Genomic DNA, 23,889 nt, shown 5'->3' with positions numbered 1-23,889 from the left:
AGCGCGCGGGTCAGGACCGCCGGGGCAGCACGCAGAATTCGTTGTCTTCAGGGTCTTTCAGCACGATCCAGTGGTCGTTTTCCGGATCTTCCACGACTCTCGCACCGAGCGTCACGAGGCGGGCCACCTCGTCGCGCTGCTCGACCGTGTCCGGCGCGATGTCCAGGTGCAGCCGGTTCTTGACCGTCTTCCCCTCGGGCACCGGCTGGAACAGCAGCGACGGCCGGTCGGGTGCCTTCAGCTCGACGTAGGTGAGTCCATGGCTGTCCGGCCACCGCTCAGCCCTCGGGTAGCCCAGCGCTTCCCGCCAGAATTCGGCGAGCGCGTCGGCGTCTCGGCAGTCGACGGTGACGGCGATCAGGTGGCTGCTCATGATCGATGACTACCCGCGATCCGGCCCGGGTACTCATCTGTCCACAGTGGACAATCAATGCGGGTGGGCGAGGAGGGTGCCGAGACCCGGTCCGGCGGCCGGGCGGCCGAGCAGGGTGAGGCAGTGCCACAGCGTTGCCTGCGTCGCGGTGAGCACGGGTTTTCCCGCGAGTTTCTCGAGCTCGGCGAGCAGCGGCGCGGTGTGCAGGGCGGTCTCGGGAAGCAGGACAGCCTGGGCGTCCGAGGAAGCGGCGGAATCGACAAGGTCGCGGATCTGGGCGCTGTCCCAGGCTGCCAGGTCGCGGTCCGAACCGGCGTCGGCCGACACGGCGTGCACGGTGGCGATGTCTTCCTCGGCAAGGAACGCCGCGAACGCGTCGGTGATTTCGGGCGCGTACACCGAGGCGAGCGCGACTCGCTCCAGGCCGAGCCGGTGCGCGGCGGCGAGGAACGCCAGCGACGTGCTGCTCGCCGGGACGCCGAGCGCGTCCGTCAGAGCGTCGGTCTGCGTTTTGGCCACGGCGACGCCGTCGATGAAACTGCAGCTCGTGCATGCCCAGCTGACGACGCTCGGCGACGTCGTGAACGCCGCCGCGGCCTGGACCAGCCGGTCCGGTTCGCTCAGCTCGCGCACGGCGGTCTGGACGTTCTCCCGCTCGACGACGCGCCGAGCCCACGGCACGTAGGCGAATTCCACGCCCGGCCGGGCGTCGAGGCATCCGGCGAGGGCGGTGAAGTCGTCTTCGGCGCAATCGCGGGTGGGATACAGCAGACCGATCATCTCGGGCAGTGTCGCACTTGACCGCCCGCCCGGCAGAACTTCAGGAGCCGGGGCCGGAGTAGATCTCCGCGGCGGGCGGGGCCTGGAGCGGCACGGGGTCGCCCCCGCTGAAGTCCAGCGTGCCTTGCGTCGGCGACTCGTACCGCACCAGCTCGTAGGTCGAACCGCTGCGCTTGAGGTAGATCGCCCTGCTTCCGTTCCGGTACCGCACCGCCGGAGTGCCCGCCAGGTCGGCGGGTTCGCCCTCGGAGTAGCCGGGCCGGTCGAGGTCGTCGGAGATGGCGCCGACGAAGAAGTCGAAGTCGAGGGCGCGGCTGAGCCCCTCGCGGAAAATCCCGGCCATCCGGGAGTCCGTCGGCACCCACTTGCCGTCCACCGCCGCGAACGCCTTGGCGGACAGCCTGGCGGCGTCGGCCATCCCCTTGTTGAACTTCACCCAGATCTTGTCGCCGACACGCAGCAGCTGCATCGCCAGGCCGCCCGTCTCGACGGTGCCGCCCGCACTGTCGTGGTTGAGCTGCAGGTCGAGCTTCGCCTTTTGGCTGTCACCGCCCTTGACGTGGATCGCGACCCACATCTTCATGTCGTTCGCGACGGTGTCGCCGACCGTCGCGGCGTCGGGCGGCGCGTCGAACGGCTTGACCGGCGAACTCGGGGCCGTGCTGGTCGGCGGCAGGGCGGCGGGAGTGCCGCCGGAACCGGAACAAGCGGCGCACACGAGCGCGACGGCGAGGGCGCCGCAGCGAAGGAGGAAACGTTTCTGGACCGGGCGAATCATGCGGTTTCCGTTCGGGACAGGCCCGGGACATCTCCGGGCGCATCCGCTTATCGCCTGCTTCGGCGGTCTGTTACGGCTTGTCCGCCGCCGTCATGGATCCGTGATTCGGATCCACAGTGGACGGCGGCCTCGCGTTCCCGAGCGGCGCGGGAACGCGAGGCCGTCCGGTCAGGAGCCGGGGCCGGAGTAGATCTCCGCGGCGGGCGGGGCCTGGGCCGGGACGGGCTGGTCCCAGCCGCTGAACTCCATCGTGCCTTCCGACGGGGAATCGAGGCGCAGCAACCGGTGCGAGCCGGCGGCTTCGAGGAAGACGGTCCGGCTGCCGTTCTTGTAGCGCAGCGCCGGGGCGCCCGCCACGTCCGCGGGTTCGGCGGCGGAGTATCCGGGCTTGTCGGCGTCGTCGGCCATGGAACCGACGAAGACGTCGTAGTCCAGGAACAGCTTGAACGCCTCGCCGAGGCCCTGGCCGAGCTTGGAGTCGAGCGAGACCCACTTGTCGTTCACCATCGAGGCGGCCTCGGCGGGCAGTCCGGCCTGCTTGATCAGCGACTTGGTGAACCGCATCCAGACCTTGTCGCCGACGCGCAGCACCGGGACCTCGACGCCGTCCTTCTCGATCGAGCCGCTCACGCTGTCCCGGTTGAACTGCATGTCGACCTTCATCTTGCCGTCGTCGCTCTTCGAGCCCTTGACGTGGACCGCGGTCGACTTCTTCATCGCGGCCTTGACGGTTTGGCCGACGGTCGCGGCGTCGGGCGGGGTGTCGGACGGCGCGGCCGACGAGCTCGCGGCCGGGCTGGCGGCGGCGGGCGGCTGCGCGGCGCTTCCTGCGGAACCGGAGCCGGAGCAGGCGGTGCACGCGAGCGCGGCGGCGGCCGCGACGATGCCGTAGCGCAGAAGAAGACGGTTCGAGACCGGGCGAATCATGCGATTTCCGTTCGGGACAGGCCCAGGACACCCCCGGGCACATCCGCTTATCGACCGGTACGGAGGTTCGTTACGGCTTGCCCGGTTTCGTCACGTATCCGTGACTTCCGGGTCCACTGTGGACCAACCGGCCTCAGCTGGCGGCGCGGGTCGGCGCGTAACCGGGGTGCGGCAGCCGTTGCGGGCGGCCGTTCGGGTGGTACTCGAAGTGCCACCATTCGTTGTCGTACACGCGATACAGGCCGAACCGTCCACCGTGGACTTCGAGCCATTGCGCGCCTTCGTAAGGCCGGACGTCGAGCGCGACGCCTTGCACGTGCTGCGATTGCGCGGGCGGAAGCGTGAGATGCAGGGCGAGTTCGTGCGAACCGGCGCGCTGCACTTCGGCGTGGAACAGATCGGCCTGCGTGGCGGCGTCGCGGTGGCCGGACGTCAGGCCGAGCAGGATTCCGTGCCGCCACAAGGCTTCGGTGCGCGCCGCGGTGAACGCGGCGTACGTGCCAGGCGTGAGCCCGGCCAGGTTTTCGGCCGGATAGCGGGCCCCCAGCGCCCACTGGCACGCGACGTGCCGCGCCCGGCCCCGCGCGACCACCCACGCGACCGGCACGAAAAGCACCGCGAGCACGTGGGTGACCACTCGGTAGATTCCGGTCACTGCAACGCCTTCACGACCGCGGCGGCGGCCTGCGCGATCAGTTTGTCGTCGGACTTCGCGTCCTTCTGCGGGCGGTCGGACAGCACGGCGAGCACGATCGGCGCCCGGTTCGGCGGCCACACCACGGCGATGTCGTTGCGCGTGGCGTAATCGGCGGATCCGGTCTTGTCCGCGACCTGCCAGTCCGCGGGCACGCCGGCGCGGATCACGTGCGCGCCAGTGGTGTTGGCGCGCATGATCTTGGTGAGCACGGCCTGCTTGTCCGCCGGGAGTCCCGAGTCGAGCGCGACGGCGCGCAGGTCCTTGGCCCAGACTCGCGGGGTGGTCGTGTCCCGGACGTCACCAGGGCTCGTCTCGTTGAGAGCGGGCTCGATGCGGTCCACGTGGGTGACCGTATCGCCCAGCCTGCGGACCTCCGCGGCCAGCCCGGCGGGACCCCCGATTTCGCGGAACATGAGGTTATCCGCAGTGTTGTCGCTGTAACGCAGCGCAGCGTCGAGGACGCTCTGTAGCGACATTTGCTCCCCGATGTGCTTCTCCGTAATCGGCGAGTTGGGCACGAGATCGCTTTGCCGAATCGTGACCGTCCGGGCCAGATCGTCCCCGCGGTGCAGGATGGCTGCCGCGTTGAACACCTTGTGCGTTGATGCGTAGGCAAAACGCTCGTCGGCGTGATAGGCGACCTCGCGGCCGTCGCCGGTGTCGATCGCGTAGACGCCGAGCCGGGCGTCGAAAGCCTTCTCCAGCGCGGCGAAATCCGGCTGGACGACGGTCTTGGCCGCGGCCGGCGCCGCGGATCGTGCCGCGCTCGCCGGAGTTTCCGGTGTTGCTGGTGTGGCACATGAGGCTAGCGCGACCAATGCGAACGAGGCCAGGGTCAGCCTGCGGAACACGGGGTTCTCCCTCCGAAGTCGATCAAGTCCCCAGAAGCGTGCCCTCGTCTGGTTCATGCGGGCCAAGACACTTTTGTGCGAGATGATGCGAATCTGGCATAAGCTCTGGTCGTGGACTTGGTCGGCAGCTGCAAAGCGTTCGTGAGCGTGACCGAAGCGGGGAGCTTCACCGGCGGCGCGGCGGTCGCGCAGATCCCGCAGCCGGTGGCGAGCCGCCGGATCGCGGCGCTCGAGAAGCACCTGGGGGAGCGGCTGTTCGACCGGTCGACGCGGCGGGCGCGGCTCACGCCGTTCGGCCGGGACCTGCTGCCGTCGGCGCAACGCCTGGTCCGGCTCGCCGAGGCGATGGAACACGACGCTCAGCGCGCGCGCCGGCGGCCGTTGCGGCTGGCGGTCCCGGACACGTCGACCACTCGTGATCTGGCCGAACTCGAGGCACAGGCGCGGACGGTCGAGGTGTTCCTGGAGTTCCGCGTCGCCGGGCCGGCCGAGCGGGCGGAGCTGGTGCGGACGCAGGAAGTGCGGGCCGCGCTCGTCGCGGTGCCGCCGGAGGACGGGGTGTGGACGGTGCCGCTCGGGCTGGCCAGCGAGGCCGAGCCCGACGAAGCCGTGGTGCACCTGGAAACCCTGCGTGCGGGCCGGGCCGCCGGTGCGCGCCGCCGGGTGTGGGTGCAGCCGGAGGACGACGTGCCGCACGTCCGCGACCGGGTGTTCCGCGCACGGGACGCGGCCGGGCTGCTGCCCGCGCAGGTCGAGGTCGCGGCGACGTTGACGACTGCCGCGGCGAGCGTGATCGGGTCGGCGGATCTGCTGCTGTGCTCGGCGGATCAGGCGCGGGAACTGGGGTTGGCGTGGCGTCCGGCGGGCGGCGTCCGGCTCGCGCGCGGGTACGACGTGGCGGCCGGGCTCGGCGACGACGTCGACCGGGTGCGGACGCCGTTGCGCGCGGCGATCGCCCGCTGTCTCGGCGCGAACGTTGCGGCAGACTGACGCCGTGAACACTGAGGCGCTGCTGGCGCGGCTGCGGGACGAACTCGACGAAGGCGGGCTGCGCGGCTCGTTCCTCGTCCGGGACCTCGGGTCCGGCCGCGAGATCGGGATCGAGCCCGACCTGGAGTTCGCGACCGCGTCGCTGGTCAAGGTCCCGCTCGTGGCGGTGACGCAGGACCGGATCCGGCGCGGCGAACTGGACGGCGCGCAGCAGGTGGAGATCGAGCCCGGTCGCGCCGAGAACGCGGGGCCGACCGGGCTGGCGCGCTTCCGGCATCCGGCGCGGGTGTCGCTGGACGACCTGATGTACCTGGCTTCCGCGATCAGCGACAGCGCGGCGGCCGACGAATTGCTGGCCCTCACCTCGCCCGCGGAGGTCACGCGGACCGTGCGGGAGTGGGGCATCACGGGCATCTCGGTGCGGCATTCGCTGAGCGAGCTGAACGACACGCCGCTGGAACGGTTCGACGCTGCCGAAGCGCACCTCGCGCATTCGCTGGCGATCGGCGCGGTGACCGAAGGGCGGGGACATCCGGTGCGGCAGCTGGATGTTTCGCGGGCGAGTTCCGGTTCGGCCCGCGCGTTCGCCGACCTGCTGACCGCGTTGTGGACGCCGTCGAAGATCGACCCGGACGTGTCGGCGCGGGTGCGGGAATTGATGGGCGACAACCTGTTGCGGCAACGGCTTGCGCCGGATTTCGCTTCGGATTCCGCGAAGTGGTCGTCGAAAACGGGGACGTTGGTGAACTTGCGGCACGAGATCGGGGTGGTGGAGCACTCCGACGGCCAGTCGTTCGCGGTCGCGGCGCTGACCGAATCCCGGGTGCCCGCGGCGATCCAGCCGGAGGCGGAGATCTTGATGGCGCGGGTCGCGCGCGCGTTGCGGGACCATCTGCGGGCTCGCGGATAAGCCGGTCCGGCCGGATCCGCCCTCGCGGCGAATCCGGCCGGTTCTTCCGTCAGGCCAGGCCCAGCAGCGTGAGGATGAGAACGATTCCGTGCGTCTGCATTTTCGCGCACCTCCCTCCCGGATCCAGGCACGGAAAATCCCCGCCGCGAAAGAGCGTCAGTTCGCGGTTATCGGGGTTTCCGTGATTCTCGGCGAACCGCCCGGAACGAGCGGCGTGCACCCAGAATGCGATCCGGGAACGAGGGCGGACAAGGGGTTTCCTGTTTCCTCGGAAGGAGGAAACCCCAGGTCAGCGCAGGGTCGGATTTCCCCAGGCGAGTGCTGCCGGGCGGGTGGTGCGAGCGGCCGGACCCGCCGGGGAGACGCCCGCGGCGGGGCGGCGGATCTCCAGCCGCAGCCGCCGGATGCCGGTGACGTCGAGTTCGGTGTGCCGCGGGCTGCCGAACGCGGAATGGTCGAGGTGGCGGATTTCCCCGTCGAGCCGGACGCAGAACAGGCCGGTCTGGAAAGCCGCGTCCTCGGCGTCGTCGAGCACGCCGGCCACCGCGGTGAAATGCGCGTAGGAACCGCCTAGGTCGATTTCCGCGAACGCCCACGCGCCGGAAGTCGGTCCGGCGGTGCGGAAAACGACGCTGTGCTCGTAGCTGATCCCGTCGATCCGCGCGGCGCCGGCGGTGATGTCGGCGCTCTTCTCGCGCCACGGCAGTTCGGTCGCCAGCACCGGTCCGGCCGCGGAATCCGTTTCGCCGCGCCACATCCCGCGCACCGGTCGTTCGTTCTGGCTGCGTCCGGTGATCGCGGAGAGCAGTCCGGCGACACCGTCCTCAGTGAATTCCGAAATCCGGAAATGCGTCGTGGAATACGGGGTGAGAAAGGACGGAATGTCCTCGACCGAAGCGCCCGGCAGCACCACCGGCAGGATGCGGCTGGTCTCGCGCTCCAGATCGCGGGTGAGCGCGTCGCGCATGATCCGCGCTTCGAACTGGGAGCCGCGGCCCTCGTCGAAGGGCGCTTCGCCGTCCGCCCGCCGTTTGTAGTTCGGCGAGGCGACCACCAGCACGAAATCGGCGGCGAGGATGTTGCGGATCGCCCAGGCCGACCAGTCGAGCCGGGAGGCGTCGTCCCATTGGTCCAGCCGGACGTCGAGCCCGATCCGGGCGCGGAGGAAAGTGGCGAAGGTCCCGACCTGCCGGTAATGCTCGGCGGCGGTGTCGTGGGCGTAGCTGATGAAGATCCGGGGCGCGGCGGGGGCGGACATCGGACTCCTCGAATTCCGGCGGCGGCGACCGGTCCAGTTTCGGGTCGAGCGCCGGACCCGGCGGGCGGGCGCGGGTTTTCGGCCACAAAGTGTCCAGAATCTGTCCCTTGTCGCGGCGCGCGCCAAAGGTATCGTCGGGGCCGAGGTCGGATCGCCAGGACGCGGAAATCGACGGGGAGCGCTGCCCAGGTGTACCACTACGACGTTTTCATCAGTTATCTGCGCACCGCCGATCCGATCGCCCGGTGGGTGCGCAACCATTTCCAGCCGCGGTTGCGCGAACTGCTCGACGGAAACCTCGACCGGGAGGTCAGGGTGTTCTTCGACGGTTCCGTCCGGGTCGGCGACCGCTGGCCGGACGAGCTGCGCAACGCGTTGCAGCGCACCAGGATTCTCGTCCCGGTGGCGTCCGGGCAGTACTTTTACAACGAATGGTGCCTCGCCGAATGGGCATCGATGGCGCACCGGGAGAAACTCGCCGGCGGCGAACGCCCGGCGACCCTGATCTACCCGGTGATCTACGCCGATTCGAAGAATTTCCCGCCGTTCGCGCACCAGCGCCGGTGGCAGAACCTGACCGACTGGAACCACCCGTACGAGCATTTCCAGGTTTCGCCCAAGTACATCGGCTTCCACGACAAAATGAACGAAATCGCCGCGGAGGTGGAGGAATTGATCAGCGCCGCTCCTCCGTGGCGGCCGGACTGGCCCGTGCTCACCCCGGTGCCGGACGACCCGCCGACCTCCCGCGTCCCGAAATTCTGAACTGATGACCGGCACCGTGATCACGTTCTACTCGTTCAAGGGCGGCGTCGGCCGCAGTTTCGCGCTGGCCAACATCGCCGTGCTGCTGGCGCGCTGGGGCCACCGAGTGCTGTGCGTCGACTGGGACCTCGAAGCGCCCGGCCTGAGCGACTACTTCCGCCCGATGCTGGACCGCGAACCGGACGGCGGCGTGGTCGACCTCGTGGCCGATTTCCGGGCCGGAACCGTCCAGCCGGACCGGCACGTCCTCCGGCTGGCCGCGGGCGACAACTCGCCGGGCACCCTGGATTTCCTCGCCGCCGGCCGCGACAGCCTCGACTATCCCGCGCAAGTACAGGGAATCGACTGGGAAAGCCTGTACGACGACCGGTTCGGTGCGTATCTCGAAAAGTGCCGGGAGCACTGGACCGCCAAGTACGACTACGTTCTCCTCGACAGTCGCACCGGAATCTCCGACGTCGGCAGCATTTGCGCGGCGCACCTGCCGGACCGGCTCGTCGTCCTGTACACAGCGAACCGGCAAAGCGTCCGCGGCGCGGTCGACATCGCGAAACGGGCCAACGTCGCCCGCAACGCCCTGCCGTACGACCGTCCGCAGCTGCCGGTGCTGCCGGTGCTCTCGCGGTTCGACACGCGCGAGGAGTACGACCGCTCCGAGAAGTGGCGGAAGTTCTGCGTCGAGGAGACCGCGAGCCTGTTCGAACCCTGGCTTGACCAGGACGTCGCGCCGGAAACGATGGCGCGGCACCTGACTCTGCCGTACGTGTCGTATTGGACCTTCGGCGAGCAGCTTCCGGTGCTGCACGAAGAAAGCCCGGGCGCGGACCAGGTCGGCTTCGCGCTCGAAACGGTCGCCGCGGTGATCGCGCATTCCTTTGACCGCACCGAGTTGCTGGAGGAAAACCGCGACGCCTACGTGGCCGCGGTGCGTCCGCAGAAGAAGGATTTCGCCTACGACATCCAGGTGAGCATGCCGCGCTCGAACCTGACGGCGTCCCGGGCGGTGGCGGAAGAACTCGAAAAACTCGGGATCCAGGTAGGGAAATCGCTGTCCGGAGACCGGTCGCGGCTCGGCCGGGCGGAGACCGAGGCGCAGCACCTGTGCCTGGTGATCGACGGCAAGGCGAGCCGGTGGCAATCCGCGGAGGCGGAACTGTTCCTGCACCGCACGCTGGGCCACGACCGCAAGCTGATCCTGGTGCTCACCGAGGGCACCGACCCCCGCGACCTGTCCGGCTATCTCGGCAGCGTGCGGTACCTGCGCCTGGGCCCCGCGTCCGGTCCGGTGAAGGTCGCGCGCAGCCTCGCCGACGAAATCGGCGCCGGACGGGCCTTGGTCGACACCGGCCAGTCCGACCTGGTTTCCCTGCTGCGGCAAGCCGAACACGCCCGGCTGCGCCCGGAACTGTGGGACCTCGTGGGCGAGTTCGCCAGCGAACTGCCGGCCGCGGTCGGAGCCGGGGACAGCGTGCGCGCGCAGGAACTCGGCGCGGACCTGGCCGTGCTGCTGCGCCCGCGCCGCCACGACGACGGTGCGGTACTGCCGCCGCCGCGGGTCCGGAAAGCGTTGGCCTGGGCCCAGCAAGTGCTCGACGTGCGGGTGAACGGCAGCTAGCCCGGCGCCCCCAGAACGCCCCGCCCGCGCCCGCGGCCGGGATGCCCCGAGGAAGGACGGCGGATGCACGAAAGACTGAGCCACAAGCAGTCCGCGGCGATGATCGCGCTGATGGTGCACGGCCGGGAGATGTCGAACCCGGAGCTGCGCGAGGAGGCGGGCTTCGCGCTCGACGGGAGGGACCGGCTGAAGCTCAACGAGCGCTACGTCAGCAGCAGGAAATCCGGCCGTGCGTTCGTGCACCAGCTCACCGACGACGGCTGGGACTGGTGCGCGGGCGAACTGGCCGCGCTGACCCCGCCGAAGCCGGTGCGGAGCACGTTGACCGTGGTGGCTTACCTGGCGCTGAACAAGTTCTTCGAGTACATGCGGTTGCACAACGTTTCGCTCAAGGAGGTGTTCACCGGCAGCGACGCGCCGCAAGCGGCCGGCCTGGAAGAAATGATCCGGCTGGCGTACCGGAAACTCGCCCGCTCTCCCCGGGACTGGGTCGGCCTGGCGGATCTGCGGCCGTTGCTGGGCGGTGCGGCCGTCGCCGAGGTCGACGCGGTGCTCAAGCAGCTGAGCCGCACCGGGCAGGCGCATCTGGTGCCCGAGTCCAACCGCAAGGCCCTGACCGCCGAGGACAAGGAGGCGGCCGTGCGCATCGGCGGTGAGGACAATCATCTGCTTTCCATCGAGGCGTCATGATCGAACACCTTGCGGTATTGGCCACGCTGCGATTCGACTGGGCGGACACGCCCGACCACGTGTGGCGGGATTCGCCGTACCACGTCGACGGTCTGCACCCCGACGTGATGGCCGCGATCGACGTCGGCATCCGCGACGCCGCGGCGAGCGACGGGCCGAGCCCGATCGGACTGGTCATGCAGGGCATGAAGGGGGTCGGCAAAACCCATCTGCTCGGCATGGTCCGGCGAGCGGCGCACCGGGCGGGCGGCTACTTCTTCCTCGACGACCTCACCGCGGGCGACGCGTTCTGGGAGGACACCGCCGACGCGCTGCGGCGAGGACTGCTGCGCTCGGACGACTCGGCGGAACCGCAGGTGCGCAGCTTCGTCCGCCGGGTGTGCGAGCGCGGCGACGTGCCGTGGGAAAGCACTTCGGCGCTGGTCAGCGGACGCGGACTGAGCCGGTCGCACGTCGACGCGTTCCTGATGGGACTGCGGAAACTGGACCGGCAGGTCGCGGTCGAATGCGCGGACACCGCCCGCGCGCTGGTGCTGTACGCCGCCGAAGACCTGACGCAGAACGAGGTGGGCGACGATTACCTCGGCCGCTTCGAGGAATCGAAATCCGGGGCCCGGCGCAAGTGGGGGATCAGGGCGAAGCCGAAGTCCGCCTCGGACCAGGTGCACGACATCACCCGGCTGCTCGCGCTCACCGGGCCGGTCGTGATCGGCGTCGACCAGCTCGACACGCTGCTGGCCGTTTCCGATCTGCAGGCGAAGGAAGTCGGCAGCCGCGAGGACAACAACCTGCTCGTCGCCCAGATCGCCGACGGGCTGATGGAACTGCGCGAGATCACCCGGCGGACGCTCACCGTGCTGGCCTGCCTGCCCGCGACCTGGCAGCAGATCAAGGGGAAGGCCGCGGACACGGTGCCTGACCGGTTCCGGGAAACGCTCACGCTCGGCAGGGTGCTGGACGCCGAAGTCGGCAGGCAGCTGGTGGAGCGGCGGCTGGGATTCGCCTACGCGGCCATGGATTTCACCCCGCCGCACCAAACCTGGCCAGTAGCGGCCTCGGCGTTCGACGGGCCGTGGGAGGAGAACACGCCGCGGGAGATCCTCAAGCGGATCGGTGCGCACATCGACGCCTGCGTGCGAGCGGAACGGGTGCAGGAGCTGACCACGTTCAATCCGGACACGCCTTCGGTGCTGCCCGCGCGCCCGGGGCCGAAGCCCGACCGCTTCGCCGAACTGGACGACTGGTTCGACCAGCTCCGCGCGGACGCGGACCCGTCGGCGCTGCTCGACCACAAGGTCGAGGACGAGGTGATGCCCCGGCTGCTGTCGGCCGCCTTGCGCGGCTGGATCACCGAGGTCGGCGACGACGAGATGGAGTGGGACACCCGCGTCAGCGAGGACGAGCTGCACGCCTGGCTCACCCACACCCTCGACGAGGCCTCGGATCTCGAAGAACACTGGGCGTTCCGCGCGATCTCGGCGAAGAACCCGATCGCCGTGCTCAGCCGCTTCCGGAAGGCCCGTTCGGCGGCGGGATTGCGGGCCGGTGCGGGGAACCGGCATCTGGTGCTGATCCGGAACTCCTCGTGGTCCAAAGGGGAGAAAACCCAAGCCGAACTGCGAGCGTTCGAAGCCGCCGGAGGGAAGCGGCTCAGGATGTCCGAAGCGGACGTCCGGACGTTCTGGGCGCTGGACGAGATGTTCGTCAACGGCGGCCCGGACGTCCACGAGTGGCTCATCGACCGCAGGCCCGCCCGGCGTTCCCAGCTGCTGTCCGGAGTCCTGCCCGACGCCGCACGTCCCGACGGCGCCGCGCAGGCGACCCGGACACCGGAAGCCCCACGACCCGCATCTCAGCGGCCGAACCCGGTGCCCCAGCCGTCCCTCTTCCCCCAGCCGACCCCCTCACCAGCACAAACCCCGCGATCCCACCGCACCGGAAACACCCAAGCCCCCCGTTCCGACGGAACCCACCCGCCCCCGGACGGCACCATCACCCTCGGCACCGAAACCGGCTCCGGCAAGCCGATTCACATCGAACTGTCCGCCCTCCGCAAGCACGCCGCCGTCTTCGCCGGTTCCGGATCGGGAAAGACCGTGCTCCTGCGGCGGATCATCGAGGAATGCGCCCTGCTCGGCGTGTCGTCCATCGTGCTGGACCCCAACAACGACCTCGCCCGCCTGGGCGACGCGTGGCCGAGCCCGCCGAGCGGCTGGGGACCCGAAGACGCTCAGCTGGCCGAGAAATACCTCGAAGGCACTGACGTCGTCGTGTGGACACCGGGTCGCGCCACCGGTCGCCCGCTGGGGTTCGAGCCGCTGCCGGATTTCGCGGGAGTGCTCGACGACGAGGACGAGTTCTCCGCGGCGGTCGAGGTGGCCGTAGCAGCTCTCGCACCGCAGGCCCGCCTCACCGGCAGCACCGCGAAGGCCGACATCGGCTTGGCCGTGCTCCGGCAGACGATCGTGCACCACGCCCGCACCGGCTCGCGAAGCCTGCCGGAGCTGATCGACGTCCTCGGAGATCTTCCCGAGGGCGTCACGAATCTCAACGGCGGCCGGAAAATCGCCGCGGAAGTCGCGGAGCTGCTCAAGGCCGCGATGGTGAACGATCCGCTGTTCGCCGGAACCGGAACACCGGTGGATCCGGCGTTGCTGCTCACCCCGGCGGACGGCAAACGCGCGCGGATCTCGGTGATCAGTTTCGCCGGGCTGCCGTCCGAAGCCCAGCGGCAGAGCTTCGTGAACCAGCTGCAGATGGAGCTGTTCGCGTGGATCAAGCGGAATCCGGCGGGGGACCGGCCGCTCGGCGCGCTGTTCGTGATGGACGAGGCGCAGACGCTCGCGGCGTCGGGCTCGCTCACCGCGAGCACGCGCAGCACGATCGTGCTGGCCGCGCAGGCCCGGAAGTACGGGCTGGGGCTGCTGTTCGCGACGCAGGCGCCGAAAGGCCTGCACAACCAGATCGCCGGCAACGCGATGACGCAGTTCTTCGGGCGGCTCAACAGCCCGGCGCAGATCGCCGCGGCGAACGAGATGGCGCGGGCGAAGGGGAGTCCGGTGGCGGACATCTCGCGGCTGGAGCGGGCCCAGTTCTACGTGTCCGGCGAGGCGTTCGGGTTCCGGCGGGTGTCGACGCCGCTGTGCCTGAGCCACCACCCGGCGAGCCCGCTGCGCCTCGAGGAGGTGCTCGCGCGGGCCAGGAACGGGGAGGGAAAAGGGGAGGGATGAGGAAAGCGGCCCGGACCCGGGGATCCGTCCGGGTCCGGGCCGCCTCCGGATCAGACGCCCGCGACCGACTGGATCCAGTCGCGGTACTGGGTGACGTTGATGTAGGCGGTGTAGGACTGGCGGTCGCTGGTGGAGGCGACGCCGACCTGCTTGCCGTTCGCGTACATCGGGCCGCCGGAGTCGCCGCCGGCGGTGATGCCGTCGCCGCGGTTCGCGCACACCGAGACGCCGGCCGCGCCGTCCGGGCAGTTGACGGAGGTGACCTGGACGTTCGCCACCTTCAGCACCTGCGACTGGCAGTTGATCTCGGGCTGGTCGGTGCAGGTCGCGCCCCAGCCGTAGACCTGGGCGGTGTCGCCGACGTTGACGTCGCTCGAGGTGCCGAGCGGCGCGTACTCGGTCTGCACCTTCTGGTCGATCTGGACCAGCGAGATGTCGGCGTCGGGGGAGTCGTGCACCGACGTCGCGGAGACCTCGGTGCCCTGGGTCTGGTCGAGGCTGCCGACGTGGAAGGTGATCTGCTTGCCGCCCGCGCCCTGGGTGCAGTGGCGGGCGGTGAGGATCCAGTCGGGCGCGACGATCGTGGCGGAACAGAGTTCCTGGCCGCCGGCGAACATGCGGGCGGCGGAGTGCAGGGAGTCGGCGGTGCTGCCGTCGATGATGGCGGGCTGGGCGGGAGCGGCCACGGCGGGGGAGGCCGCGGCGACGGCGGCGAAAGCCAGGCCGGACAGGACTGCGGCGGTACGCGCGATTCGCACGGGTGATCATCTCCGGTGGGTACGGGGAGTGAGCTGTCAGGTACTGACCCACCGTCGTGAATGTCGGTAAATGACGGAACCCGCCGAAGGTCGGGCTGACACAGTTCCCGACTTTCGTCGTAGGACAAGCGGAGCAGCCCCCGGTCGCGGTGTGCGGAGGCGGACTGTGAGCGCGGTCACCGTGCCCGGAGGTCCAGAATGGTGTCGGGTGGACGAGCGGGCGCGACGGGCCCCGCCTGGACAGGGAGCGCAGCACGCGGATGGAAGCCGGCTCACAGGGATCGGCACGGCTGAAGTCGTCGTACCGCTACGACGACCTCGACGTGCTCACACTGCTGCTGGCGGGGGAACTCGACGCCGGCACCGCGCTGGTGGTGGTGCGCGCGGTGACCTTCGCGCTGGCCAAGCGCCCGATGGCGCTGGTGCTGGATCTGACCGGGCTGACGCAGCTGAGCGACGCGGGCGTCCACGTCCTGCGGGCCGCCCAGGACCGGGCGGCCGCCGAGGGCGTGGTGCTGCGGCTGCTCGCGCACCCCTCCGGAGAGGCGGGCCGGCGGCTGGCCGAGACCGGCATGACCGGGGTGTTCGACATCTACCCGGACCGCACGGCGGTCCGCGTGGAGACCGACCGGATCGCGTTCCTGCGCCGGATGAAACGGCGTCTCGACACGGGCTGAGCCGGTCCGGATCCCGGCGTTTCGGACCGGCCCGAAACGGCGAGGTGGCCCGAGCGGGTGAACTTCCCGGACTTTTCGCGAGTGGTCCATACCAGTGCGGCGATGTTGCGAGTTCACGCGAGCAGCGCTTCGGCGAGCCCCTGCTCCTGGATCGACTCGCGCAGCTTGGCCAGCGCGCGGCATTGCGTCACCCGGACGTTGCCCGCCGAGATCCCCAGCGCCTTCGCCGTCTCCGCGGACGTCAGCCCGACGACCACGCGCATCGTCAGGATTTCCTGTTGCAGCTTCGGCATCCCGGCCAGCAGCCTGCCCAGCGACGCGCCGAGGTCGGCGGTCAGCGTGTGCGATTCCGGGCCCTCGCGCAGATCCGGGTTCTCCGGGACGTCGGACACCGGCCGCGAGCGGTCTCGTGACACCGCGCGGAAAGCGTCGGCCACCTTGTTCGCCGCGATCGCGCGCACCAGGTGCAGGAACGATCCGCCGCGGTCCTCGTAGCCGGCAACTGCCTGCAGGACCGCGATGCACACCTCCTGCGCGACGTCGTCGGCCGACAGGTACGACAGGTCGCGTCCGCCGATGCGGGCCCGGCAGTAGCGCGCGATCACCGGTTTGAGCAGCGCCAGCAGTTCCGGAGCCGCGCCGGGGACGCCGTCGCGGGCCGCGCGGACCACGGTTTCCAGGCGCTCGGCGAGCCCGGACGGGCGCGGCAGCGCGGCGAGCGGGACATAGCCTTCGACCGGTTCGGGCACGGTGGCGGTGGGCATAGGGGTCGGTCCTTTCGTACGGGCGGCCGCGGTGGTCTCGCCCGCTCGATCCGGGAGTCGGCGGCCTGGCTCCGGATGTTGCGCATGCGCAGGTGTTGTCCAGCTTCTGTCCGTTGCGCGGCAACGAGTTTCGCCTGGACCTGGACAGATCTTGGACAGCTTCGCCCCGCCGGTAGCGCGTCCGGGCGCGGCGGCGATCCCGGTGCGGTCGGAGAGTTGTCCCGATCGGGAAGGGGAATCGCGATGATCACGCACTGACCGGAGCCGGGGCCCGGCCGGCGAGGTTCAGCCGGCCGGGTTCCACCGGATGCCGTAGGCGAATCCGGGCGCGAGATGGTCGAACCGCAGGTGCACCTCGCCCGAGCCGTCCGGGCTCACCGCGTCGCCGCGTGCGCCCGGATCGCGTGCGTCGTCTTGAAACACGCGGTCCAGCCGCACGATTTCGGCCGGCGGCGCGGCCGGGAAGCGCACGTGCAGATCGAACCGGTCGACCGGATGGCGCGGCACGCACACGTAGTGCGGGTGCCGGAATTCCGCCCGGAACCGCAGCGCGAGGTCGTGCGTTTTCCCGCGCGGCAGCGGATCGGCCAGCTGCAGCGCCAGCCCGACCCGGTCGTTCGACTCCATCGCGCGGCGGACGAGCGTGCCGCCGTGGAAGACGTCGACGTCCAGATCGCTTTCCCGCACCGGCCCGGAGGTCGCGGACGTGGTGGTGAGGGTGAGCGCGAGGTCCAGTTCGGCGATCTCGTCGGCGTCGGCGACGATCCGCCGGAACTCGAACACCTCGGGCCGCTCCTGGTCCAGGGCAAGGGACACGCGCAGCAGTTCGGTGTGCCAGCTGCCGCTGTCGGGCGCGGGCCGTGCGCCGCCCTCGCGCGGGCCGGCGAGCGCGAGGTGCGCCACGTGCTCGATGCCCTCGTCGATGCGCCGCCGGATCGTGCGGTCGTCGCGGTCCAGTTCGCGCGCGGCCCAGTGCACCCGTTCCTGGTAGAACGGCTTGCGCGCCGGTTCGTGCATCGCGAACGCCGCGAGCACGGCGATCCGGAGGTCCTCCGGGAGCGTTTTGGCCAGCGGCTCCAGCACGTGCGCGAGCCGGTCGCGGATCTCGACGTTTTCCGCGTTGTCGGGAATCCCGCACACCTCGCGCAGGACCGGGCCGACCCGAATCCCGAGCGGAGTGGTGAATACGCCGCGCCCCTTCCGGAGAACTTTCAATTCCGCGACCAAGTCCGCCGCGTTCGGTTCCACCCGTTCCTCCCTCGCGTCTCCCCGCCCGCAGCCACTGTTCCGCAATGCCGCCGGGGATGTCCAGCCTTGCCTGGCATCGGCGCACGGACTGTGACCGGAATGATTTCCCATTCCCGCGTCCGGCTGGTGCGGCCGGGTTTATCCGCGCCGGAAATTCGCTCGGATGGCCGCCTTCCCGGAACGGCGGGTGACTGCCCTCTATTGGCGGCAGGCTGTTCGTCCGGGCTGCTGGCGGGCGGGGCTTTCGATCTCGCAAGCTGCGCCGACGGCCGTCTTGGGTCTACTGTGCTGGCTGTCTCCTTGCTCGCCGAAGCCGAATATGCCCTTTCGCCCCAGCCCTCGGCGACGCGGCTCGCAGGTGGTAATGCGACGCCAGTGTTGCCTCCTGTTCCCCGTTAACGCGATTAAGGCGGAAACAGGAAACTCCTTCCCCGAATGCCGCGCCGTCCCGCATTCTCGGGACGAGCCGCCGATCAGGCGGGCGGAAATCCGCTGAAGGAGCTGCCGTGAAGGTCGTCTGTTCGTTTTCTCTGCTGGTGCGGGCCGCGTTGTGGCTGGCCGGGATCGCGCTCGTGTCCGGGGTCGCGCTCGGCCATCCGGGCGGCCCCGCGCCGACCGTGCCGCCGGTCTCGGTGCGGACCGCGCCGTGACGAAACCACGGCCCGGCGTTTGCCGGATCGTCATACTGGGAGCGAGAAGAGGGTGGAGGCGGATGACAGCGCGCGCGACGTTCGGGGCGGAACTGCGCCGGCTGCGCACCGCGGCCGGGCTGTCGCTCGCCGATTTGGCCGCGCGGGTGCATTACAGCAAGGGATACCTGAGCAAAGTCGAAACCGGTCTCGCCGCACCGAATTCCGCACTCGCAGCCCTATGCGAATCCGAATTCGGCACTCCTGGGGCCCTCATTTCGCTGGTTCCCGCGGAAGTCGGGAAACGCCGCACGCGGCCGGACGTCCGCCCGTCCGGCCTCCCTCCGGTGACCGCCGGCTTCACCGGCCGCGACGAGGAATCCCGGGCCGTACGGGGGATTCTCGAGTCCGACGGCGGCGTTTGCGTCATTTCGGGGATGGGCGGGGCGGGGAAAACGGCACTGGCGGTGCGCTGCGCGTACCGGCTCGAACCGTCCTTCGCCGACGGCAGCCTCTTCCTGGACCTGCGCGGCACCTCCGACGATCCGGTCACGCCCGCCGACGCGCACGACCGGCTGCTGCGGATCCTGGAGGTGCCCGCCGAACGGATCCCGGCCGACCCCGACGACCGCGCGGCGCTCTTCCGGACTTGCCTGCGCGGCCGGAGTTTCCTGCTGGTGCTGGACAACGCGGGCAGCACCGGGCAAGTCCGCCCGCTGCTGCCCGCCGAACCGAAGTGCCGCGTCCTGATCACCAGCCGCTCCCGGCTGCCCGCATTGGACGAAGCCAAGCACGTCTCGCTGGGCATCCTCCCCACCGCCTCCGCCACCACGCTGGTCACGGCGCTGACCGGCGCGACCCCCGACGCCGCGCTGCGGATCGCCGACCGCTGCGGCCGTCTCCCGCTGGCGATCCGGATCGCCGCCGCCCGCCTGCGCGCCCACCCGGCGTGGGATGTCGCGGAACTGGAACGCCGCCTGGCCGACGAGACCCGCAGGCTGGGCGAATTGGACGACGGAGAACGAAGCCTGGCCGCCGCGTTCCGGTTGTCGGTACGCCAATTGGGCCGGCCGGAAGCGCGGCTGTTCGGCCTGCTCGCCCTTCACCCCGGCCCGGACTTCGACGTCACCGCCGCGCAAGCGCTGGGCTCGCTGGATTCGGTGGAGGCCGAACGCTTGCTGGACCGCCTGCACCAGGCGTACCTGCTCACCCAGCCGGAACTGGGCCGGTTCGGTTTCCACGACCTGGTAAGGGTTTTCGCCGCCTCCGGGGCCGCCGACGAGGACGCTTTCCGCCGCCTGGCCGAATTCTCCGTCGCCGCCGCGGAACGCGCGGACCGGGCGATGAGCGGCCCGCGGTACCGCCCGGAGGTGGCCTATCCGCCCGGGCTGCCGGAAGTGGAGTTCCCGGACCAGGACAGCGCGATCGCCTGGTTCCGCGCGGAATGGCCGAACCTGGTCGCACTCTGCCGCCGTTTGGGGGAAACGGACCGATGTTGGCAGCTGGCGTTCTTCCTGCGCGGTTTCTTCTACCTGACCAAACTGTGGGACCCGTGGATCGCGACGCACCGCTGGGCGCGTGCCGCTGCCGAGGCGGTCGGCAACCGCTGGGCCGCCGCCACGACCATCGCGAACCTGGGCATCGCGTACGTCGACCGCGGCGATCTGGACGAGGCTTCCCGTTGCTACAGCCAGGCTTTGGCGGAGTACCGGCAAATCGGCGACCGCCACGGCGAAGCGACCGCGCTGGCGCATTCCGCCTGGGCGGAGCACTACCGAGGCAACCACGAACAAGCCCTGCGGGACTTGCGCTCCGCGGCCGATTTCTACACCCTGACCGGCAACCGCCGCAGCGGCGCCATCACGATGCGGGGTGTCGCGCTGGTCCTCACTGCACTGAACCGTCCCGCTGAAGCTGCCCGCCTGGTCGAGGAAACCTTGGCGGTGTTTGAGGAACTGGGCTTGGAACTGGACGTCGTGATGGGGCTGAACTGCCTAGGCTGGGCAAGATTCCGCGCTGGAGATCATCCGGGCGCCGAGTCGGCTTACCGGGAAGCCGCGGCCCGCGCGGAGTCCTGCGGAAGCACCCATGAAGCAGCACGGGCATACCTAGGCTTGGGAAATGTCGCTGCAGCACAGGGAATCGCCGGGGAGGCCGCGTCCTTGTGGGAGCAGGCTGAAGCTGCGCATCCTGACCTGGACCCAGTGACCGTAGGCGAGGCGGCTGCGCGCGCCGAGTATCCGTGAGATTCCTGGACGGCGGGTGTCCTCGTGATGACCGGTTCATCCGACGAGGGAGAGACGATGCCTGATTCGACTGCGCTAGGACTCGCCACCGACCAGGGCCAGACCGCGATCGCGGACGTCGTGGTCCAGAAAATCGCCGGGCTGGCCACCCGCGAAGTCCCCGGAGTCCACGCCCTCGGCGGCGGCACCGCACGAGCCTTCTCGGCAATCCGGGAACGCATCCCGGGCGCGACGGCGTCCGCGGGCCAGGGCGTGTCGGTCGAGGTAGGGGAGAAGCAGGCAGCCGTCGACCTGCAGGTAGTGGTCGAATACGGAGCCTCGATCGCCGACGTGTCCCGCTCGATCCGCCGCGGCGTGGTCACTGGGGTGGAGCACATGACCGGGTTGGAGGTGGTGGAGGTGAACGTCGCGGTTACGGACCTGCACCTGCCGGAGGACGGTGCGGCGGAGTCCGGACGGGTGGAGTGAGTTGGGTGGCGTCGCCCGCGAGGCTGCGGCGGGGTGCTGCTGTGTAGGTCTTCGACGACGGGCACGTCGTCGAGCAGGGTGAGGTGAGCCGGGCTTTCGCGGGCGTGAGGCTGGTGGTTCCGGCGGCCGCGCGGGTCGCGGCGGAAATGCCGCTCTTGCTTGGCCGGGAACGACGTTGCCGGGCCGGGTGCTTTCAGCCGCGGAGCAGCGCCTGAATGCTGAGCACGAGCAGAAACACCGCTCGGGATCCGGTGGTCGCGCGCGGCAACTCGGCCTCGATCTCCGCCCCTGCGCAACGCCGCGCCACCGCGATCTCCGCCGCGATCTCCGCCGCGTGCGACGCCGCCTGCGCCCCGCGATCTCTGCGAGCAGCGGCACTTCCCGGTGTTGCGGGGACGAACGTTCAGGCTGTGGCGGCTGAGGACGACTGCAGTCTCCGGTCGGCCGTTGCCGGGGCATTTGAGTGAGGGGTTAGGCCGCGGCACAGTTCGCGCCCGCAGTGTGCCCGCCGTCTCTGGGTGGTGTGGCCGGGGTTTCGGGGCGGGTGGCGGCGTGTTGGGATGGGCGGATGGGATCGTCGCCCGAGCCGGTTGAGCAGTTGCCTCGTGTGGCGGGGTTTCGGGCGCTGATGTTCGCTTTGCCGCCGGTCGGGAGGCGGTGGTCGGCGGGGTTGCGGGCCGCGGCGGCGGTGGCCGTTCCGGGGATCGCGCTGGTGTTGGCTGGGGCGTCGGCCTCGGCGTTGTTCGTCACGCTCGGGACGTTCGCGGTCTTGTACGGCGAGGGGCGGCCCTACCGGGTTCGGGCGGGCATTGTGGCGACTGCTGGTGTCGGCTTGCTCGCCGCGGCTGCGTTGGGTGCTTCGGTGGGGACTGTGGTTCCGCCCGGGCCCGTCTCGGTGCTGGTGGTTTCGGCAGTCGCGGTGCTGGCGACCTACGTCGTTGACGCGTTGCGGCTCGGGCCGCCGGGGCCGTTGTTCTTCGCGCTCGTTTGTGCGGGTGCGCAGGCGGCGGTCGAGGCGGGCGCCCGGCCGTGGGTGGTGCTGGGGTGCGCTGCGGCGGGGGTCGGGTCGTCGGTCGTGGTGTCGATGGCCGGGGTGCTGGCCGATCGGACCAAGCCGGAACGGGCCGCCGTCGAACGTGCGGTGCGGGCGGTCGACGCGTTCATCTCGGCGGAGCGGAAGACTGCTGAGACTCGGCACGCCGCCGGTGCCGCGGTGTCGGCGGCGTGGACTGCGCTGCATGACGCGGGACATCCGCGTCGGGGCACGAAACCGGATCTCGTGGCGACGCTGCTTGCTGCCCATCGGCGGTTTGCGGACGCTTCGCCGGGCGAGTCCGTCGAGTTGCCGCCGGGGAAGCTGCCGTTGCCGCGACCGAGCGTCGGGTACCGGTTGCGGCGGGCGGTTCCGTTGCGTTCGCATGCCGCGCTGACGGCGTTGCGCGTTGGTGCGGGTTGCGTGGTCGCTGGGGAACTGGCGGTGGCAGTCGGGATTGGACGTCCGCATTGGGCGGTGCTGAGTGCGTTGGTGGTGCTGCAGCAGGGATTGGACCGGCGGCGGGCGAATGTGCGTGCGCTGCACCGGTTCGTCGGGACCGCGGCCGGGCTGGTGCTGTTCGGATTGGTGATGATGGTCGGCCCGTCCGGGGTCGGGCTGATCGTGATTCTGGCCGTGCTGCAGTTCTGTGTGGAGCTGGTGGTGCCGCGGAATTACGCCGTGGCGACCGTGGTCATCACGCCGCTCGCGCTGCTGGCCGCCGGGGTCGCGAGCTTGCCGGGTCCGGTGTGGCCCGCGGTGGCGGACCGTTTCGCCCAGACGGCGATCGGGGTCGTGGTTGCGGTGGTCGTGCAGTACGCGGTGGTGCCGCGCGCGCATCGGAAGACGTTGGCCTGGACTGGATCCCGCGTTCGCGCCGCTGCCCGCGCGGTGCTGGCCGGTGCACCGGTTCCGCGTACGGCGGCGCGCCGGGACCTCCAGTTCGAACTGGAAGGCGCGACCCGCGCGGGCGTGGATTCAGTGCACAACGAACCCGGCTGGGCCGCCGAGCGATGGCCCGCCCACGCGGCCCTGGTCCACGACGGCTACGACCTCCTCCAAGCCTGCTGGTCCGCGCCGGATGGCGGGTTGCGGGACGTGGAGCGGTGGAAGAGCACGTTCGGCCGGTGAGGTTGGGACCCCTGGCCAGGCTGGAAAGCCATGCTGGGATGCCTGGCCAGGCTGGGACGCCCGGCCAGCCGGTGGTGCCCGCTAGGCGGTGGTGCCCGCTAGGCGGTGGTGCCCGCTAGGCGGTGGTGCCCGGCTAGGCGGTGGTGCCCGGCTAGGCGGTGGCCGGGCTAGGCGGTGGCGCCGGGCCTGGCGGTGGCGTCGGGCTTGGCGGTGGCGCCCGGCCAGGCGGTGGCCCGGGGTTGCGCGGGTTGCGGTGTTGAGCGAAAGCGCCCGTGCCTGGCTCGCGAACGGCGGATATTCGCCGTCTCGGGCGGGATGCCCGGCGAGTTCGGCTAGCGGAGGTGTCGGCAGGATTTGTCCGCGACGGCGGGCGCGGTCCAAGGCAACGCGAATGTTTGGCGGGTGTCCTGAGGCTGGCTGAAGTCCGGTGATTGGCCAGGCGGGCGGCGGGGTTCTTGCACGCGGCGCGTGCACGGCCGTGGTCCGGCGATTCCATTAGTGACCGGTCGCCAATAGTGGGTGCTGACCCGCCTTGGCGTACTAGCCCGCGGCTTCTCCGTCCCCCGCGCAACTGTCGCGCATCCGCCGCCGAAGCGAGCGCCTCGAAGCCGGGCTGCGCACCGCTCATGCGCAGACTCCGAGCCGCTCGCTTCAGCGCAAAGCCACGCCGCAGCTACCTAGGACGCAGGGCCGCCTCGATCTCGTCCCGGTCCGCGGCGCCAGGAGTGATCGTCAGCGGGCCCGCGACGTCCAGCAACCCCGGATGCCGGACCGTCCAGCGCAGCACCGGCAGCGAATCCTTCGTCAGGTCGTGCGCGGACGTCACGGTGACCTCGGGCGTCGGGCCGCACGTGACGACGTCCGCGGACGGGCCGCGGCCGTCGGTGTGGCAGAAGGCAGCTCGGCCGTCCGAGGACAGCGCCAGCAACGCCGGGGTGCCGTCGGCGGTGACGGTGGGCAGGACGTGGTCGTAGCCGGCTAGCCAGCGCATCGCTAACCGGTGCACGCGTCGGCCTCGGATGCTGGTCATTGAGGCGGTGTAGGTGCGGGCGACGGCGTCCAGCCGTTCTG

General features: G+C 70.4%; 22 protein-coding genes. 11 read left to right on the top strand and 11 right to left on the bottom strand.

The features are described from left to right. Positions 1-10 precede the first annotated feature (10 nt). The 6 genes from AB5I40_RS10660 to bla form a co-directional block, all read right to left on the bottom strand. A complete protein-coding gene (locus AB5I40_RS10660) occupies positions 11-373 on the bottom strand; it encodes a VOC family protein (protein ID WP_370938305.1) in 363 nt (120 codons plus the stop codon). Positions 374-427: 54 nt separating this feature from the next. Further along, positions 428-1,153, bottom strand: coding sequence for a decarboxylase (locus AB5I40_RS10655; protein ID WP_370938304.1), 726 nt, complete (start codon positions 1,151-1,153; stop codon positions 428-430). 40 nt (positions 1,154-1,193) lie between these two features. Then, entirely contained in the window at positions 1,194-1,931 is a 738-nt protein-coding gene (locus tag AB5I40_RS10650; RefSeq protein ID WP_370938303.1) for a hypothetical protein, read from the bottom strand. A gap of 168 nt (positions 1,932-2,099) precedes the next feature. After that, positions 2,100-2,858, bottom strand: a complete 759-nt coding sequence (locus tag AB5I40_RS10645) for a hypothetical protein (protein WP_370938302.1) — start codon at positions 2,856-2,858, stop codon at positions 2,100-2,102. Between the two features lie 133 nt (positions 2,859-2,991). Next, positions 2,992-3,513, bottom strand: a complete 522-nt coding sequence (locus AB5I40_RS10640) for a D-alanyl-D-alanine carboxypeptidase family protein (RefSeq protein WP_370938301.1) — start codon at positions 3,511-3,513, stop codon at positions 2,992-2,994. Beyond that, a complete protein-coding gene (bla, locus tag AB5I40_RS10635; protein ID WP_370938300.1) occupies positions 3,510-4,406 on the bottom strand; it encodes a class A beta-lactamase in 897 nt (298 codons plus the stop codon). The genes AB5I40_RS10640 and bla overlap by 4 nt, the downstream gene beginning before the upstream one ends. Positions 4,407-4,517: 111 nt before the next feature. Here bla and AB5I40_RS10630 point away from each other — a divergent pair, with 111 nt between their 5' ends. Together AB5I40_RS10630 and AB5I40_RS10625 are read left to right on the top strand one after the other, a co-directional pair. Next, a complete protein-coding gene (locus tag AB5I40_RS10630; protein ID WP_370938299.1) occupies positions 4,518-5,396 on the top strand; it encodes a LysR family transcriptional regulator in 879 nt (292 codons plus the stop codon). 4 nt (positions 5,397-5,400) lie between these two features. Further along, positions 5,401-6,306 carry a serine hydrolase gene (locus tag AB5I40_RS10625; protein WP_370938298.1) on the top strand — a complete coding sequence of 302 codons (906 nt, stop codon included), beginning with the start codon at positions 5,401-5,403 and terminating at the stop codon, positions 6,304-6,306. A 289-nt stretch (positions 6,307-6,595) separates the two neighbouring features. Here AB5I40_RS10625 and AB5I40_RS10620 read toward each other — a convergent pair whose 3' ends face one another. Beyond that, positions 6,596-7,564 (bottom strand): SEFIR domain-containing protein, encoded by a 969-nt coding sequence (locus tag AB5I40_RS10620; protein ID WP_370938297.1) that lies wholly within the window; start codon positions 7,562-7,564, stop codon positions 6,596-6,598. 189 nt (positions 7,565-7,753) lie between these two features. On the opposite strand from AB5I40_RS10620, the gene AB5I40_RS10615 reads away from it, so the two are divergent. The 4 genes from AB5I40_RS10615 to AB5I40_RS10600 all read left to right on the top strand — a co-directional run bounded on the left by AB5I40_RS10615 (position 7,754) and on the right by AB5I40_RS10600 (position 13,864). Beyond that, positions 7,754-8,329: a TIR domain-containing protein gene (locus AB5I40_RS10615; RefSeq protein ID WP_370938296.1), complete on the top strand. Its 576-nt coding sequence runs from the start codon at positions 7,754-7,756 to the stop codon at positions 8,327-8,329. Positions 8,330-8,333: 4 nt separating this feature from the next. Continuing rightward, a complete protein-coding gene (locus AB5I40_RS10610; RefSeq protein WP_370938295.1) occupies positions 8,334-9,944 on the top strand; it encodes a KGGVGR-motif variant AAA ATPase in 1,611 nt (536 codons plus the stop codon). 63 nt (positions 9,945-10,007) lie between these two features. Next, entirely contained in the window at positions 10,008-10,634 is a 627-nt protein-coding gene (locus AB5I40_RS10605) for a hypothetical protein (RefSeq protein ID WP_370938294.1), read from the top strand. Next, on the top strand, positions 10,631-13,864 hold the full coding sequence (locus tag AB5I40_RS10600) for a helicase HerA domain-containing protein (RefSeq protein WP_370938293.1): 3,234 nt from the start codon (positions 10,631-10,633) through the stop codon (positions 13,862-13,864). Before AB5I40_RS10605 ends, AB5I40_RS10600 begins: the two co-directional genes overlap by 4 nt. A 50-nt stretch (positions 13,865-13,914) precedes the next feature. Here the strand turns inward: AB5I40_RS10600 and AB5I40_RS10595 are convergent, their stop codons facing one another. Further along, a complete protein-coding gene (locus AB5I40_RS10595; RefSeq protein WP_370938292.1) occupies positions 13,915-14,622 on the bottom strand; it encodes a trypsin-like serine protease in 708 nt (235 codons plus the stop codon). Positions 14,623-14,882: 260 nt separating this feature from the next. Here AB5I40_RS10595 and AB5I40_RS10590 point away from each other — a divergent pair, with 260 nt between their 5' ends. After that, positions 14,883-15,299, top strand: coding sequence for an STAS domain-containing protein (locus AB5I40_RS10590; RefSeq protein ID WP_370938291.1), 417 nt, complete (start codon positions 14,883-14,885; stop codon positions 15,297-15,299). Positions 15,300-15,412: 113 nt separating this feature from the next. On the opposite strand, the gene AB5I40_RS10585 is transcribed toward AB5I40_RS10590, so the two are convergent. Both AB5I40_RS10585 and AB5I40_RS10580 read right to left on the bottom strand, forming a co-directional pair. Continuing rightward, the gene (locus AB5I40_RS10585) at positions 15,413-16,063 is read right to left on the bottom strand and encodes a sigma-70 family RNA polymerase sigma factor (protein ID WP_370938290.1); all 651 of its coding nucleotides are present in this window, start codon (positions 16,061-16,063) and stop codon (positions 15,413-15,415) included. A gap of 285 nt (positions 16,064-16,348) precedes the next feature. After that, complete coding sequence (locus AB5I40_RS10580) at positions 16,349-17,311, bottom strand: hypothetical protein (RefSeq protein ID WP_370938289.1); 963 nt, start codon at positions 17,309-17,311, stop codon at positions 16,349-16,351. A gap of 506 nt (positions 17,312-17,817) precedes the next feature. Between AB5I40_RS10580 and AB5I40_RS10575 the strand changes: the two genes are divergently transcribed. The 4 genes from AB5I40_RS10575 to AB5I40_RS10560 all read left to right on the top strand — a co-directional run bounded on the left by AB5I40_RS10575 (position 17,818) and on the right by AB5I40_RS10560 (position 22,818). Continuing rightward, positions 17,818-17,961, top strand: coding sequence for a hypothetical protein (locus AB5I40_RS10575; protein WP_370938288.1), 144 nt, complete (start codon positions 17,818-17,820; stop codon positions 17,959-17,961). Between the two features lie 62 nt (positions 17,962-18,023). Continuing rightward, the gene (locus AB5I40_RS10570; protein ID WP_370938287.1) at positions 18,024-20,186 is read left to right on the top strand and encodes a tetratricopeptide repeat protein; all 2,163 of its coding nucleotides are present in this window, start codon (positions 18,024-18,026) and stop codon (positions 20,184-20,186) included. Between the two features lie 57 nt (positions 20,187-20,243). Next, positions 20,244-20,654 carry an Asp23/Gls24 family envelope stress response protein gene (locus AB5I40_RS10565; RefSeq protein WP_370938286.1) on the top strand — a complete coding sequence of 137 codons (411 nt, stop codon included), beginning with the start codon at positions 20,244-20,246 and terminating at the stop codon, positions 20,652-20,654. Positions 20,655-21,222: 568 nt separating this feature from the next. Further along, the gene (locus tag AB5I40_RS10560; protein ID WP_370938285.1) at positions 21,223-22,818 is read left to right on the top strand and encodes an FUSC family protein; all 1,596 of its coding nucleotides are present in this window, start codon (positions 21,223-21,225) and stop codon (positions 22,816-22,818) included. Positions 22,819-23,491: 673 nt separating this feature from the next. On the opposite strand, the gene AB5I40_RS10555 is transcribed toward AB5I40_RS10560, so the two are convergent. Beyond that, positions 23,492-23,848 (bottom strand): hypothetical protein, encoded by a 357-nt coding sequence (locus AB5I40_RS10555; RefSeq protein WP_370938284.1) that lies wholly within the window; start codon positions 23,846-23,848, stop codon positions 23,492-23,494. Between the last annotated feature and the right edge of the window lie 41 nt (positions 23,849-23,889).

It is taken from the genome of Amycolatopsis sp. cg13 (genome assembly GCF_041346965.1).
GTDB lineage: Bacteria > Actinomycetota > Actinomycetes > Mycobacteriales > Pseudonocardiaceae > Amycolatopsis.
The sequence above is the reverse complement of the archived record's forward strand: the minus strand, read 5'-3'. Positions and strand labels throughout refer to the sequence as shown.

What these genes read in the sequence shown, in the direction of transcription:
- AB5I40_RS10555 (WP_370938284.1), bottom strand. Translation starts at nt 23,848, where the DNA reads ATGACCAGCATCCGAGGCCGACGCGTGCACCGGTTAGCGATGCGCTGG.
- AB5I40_RS10590 (WP_370938291.1), top strand. Translation starts at nt 14,883, where the DNA reads ATGGAAGCCGGCTCACAGGGATCGGCACGGCTGAAGTCGTCGTACCGC.
- AB5I40_RS10565 (WP_370938286.1), top strand. Translation starts at nt 20,244, where the DNA reads ATGCCTGATTCGACTGCGCTAGGACTCGCCACCGACCAGGGCCAGACC.
- AB5I40_RS10620 (WP_370938297.1), bottom strand. Translation starts at nt 7,564, where the DNA reads ATGTCCGCCCCCGCCGCGCCCCGGATCTTCATCAGCTACGCCCACGAC.
- AB5I40_RS10645 (WP_370938302.1), bottom strand. Translation starts at nt 2,858, where the DNA reads ATGATTCGCCCGGTCTCGAACCGTCTTCTTCTGCGCTACGGCATCGTC.
- AB5I40_RS10600 (WP_370938293.1), top strand. Translation starts at nt 10,631, where the DNA reads ATGATCGAACACCTTGCGGTATTGGCCACGCTGCGATTCGACTGGGCG.
- AB5I40_RS10610 (WP_370938295.1), top strand. Translation starts at nt 8,334, where the DNA reads ATGACCGGCACCGTGATCACGTTCTACTCGTTCAAGGGCGGCGTCGGC.
- AB5I40_RS10585 (WP_370938290.1), bottom strand. Translation starts at nt 16,063, where the DNA reads ATGCCCACCGCCACCGTGCCCGAACCGGTCGAAGGCTATGTCCCGCTC.
- AB5I40_RS10655 (WP_370938304.1), bottom strand. Translation starts at nt 1,153, where the DNA reads ATGATCGGTCTGCTGTATCCCACCCGCGATTGCGCCGAAGACGACTTC.
- AB5I40_RS10660 (WP_370938305.1), bottom strand. Translation starts at nt 373, where the DNA reads ATGAGCAGCCACCTGATCGCCGTCACCGTCGACTGCCGAGACGCCGAC.
- AB5I40_RS10560 (WP_370938285.1), top strand. Translation starts at nt 21,223, where the DNA reads ATGGGATCGTCGCCCGAGCCGGTTGAGCAGTTGCCTCGTGTGGCGGGG.
- AB5I40_RS10650 (WP_370938303.1), bottom strand. Translation starts at nt 1,931, where the DNA reads ATGATTCGCCCGGTCCAGAAACGTTTCCTCCTTCGCTGCGGCGCCCTC.
- AB5I40_RS10605 (WP_370938294.1), top strand. Translation starts at nt 10,008, where the DNA reads ATGCACGAAAGACTGAGCCACAAGCAGTCCGCGGCGATGATCGCGCTG.
- AB5I40_RS10570 (WP_370938287.1), top strand. Translation starts at nt 18,024, where the DNA reads ATGACAGCGCGCGCGACGTTCGGGGCGGAACTGCGCCGGCTGCGCACC.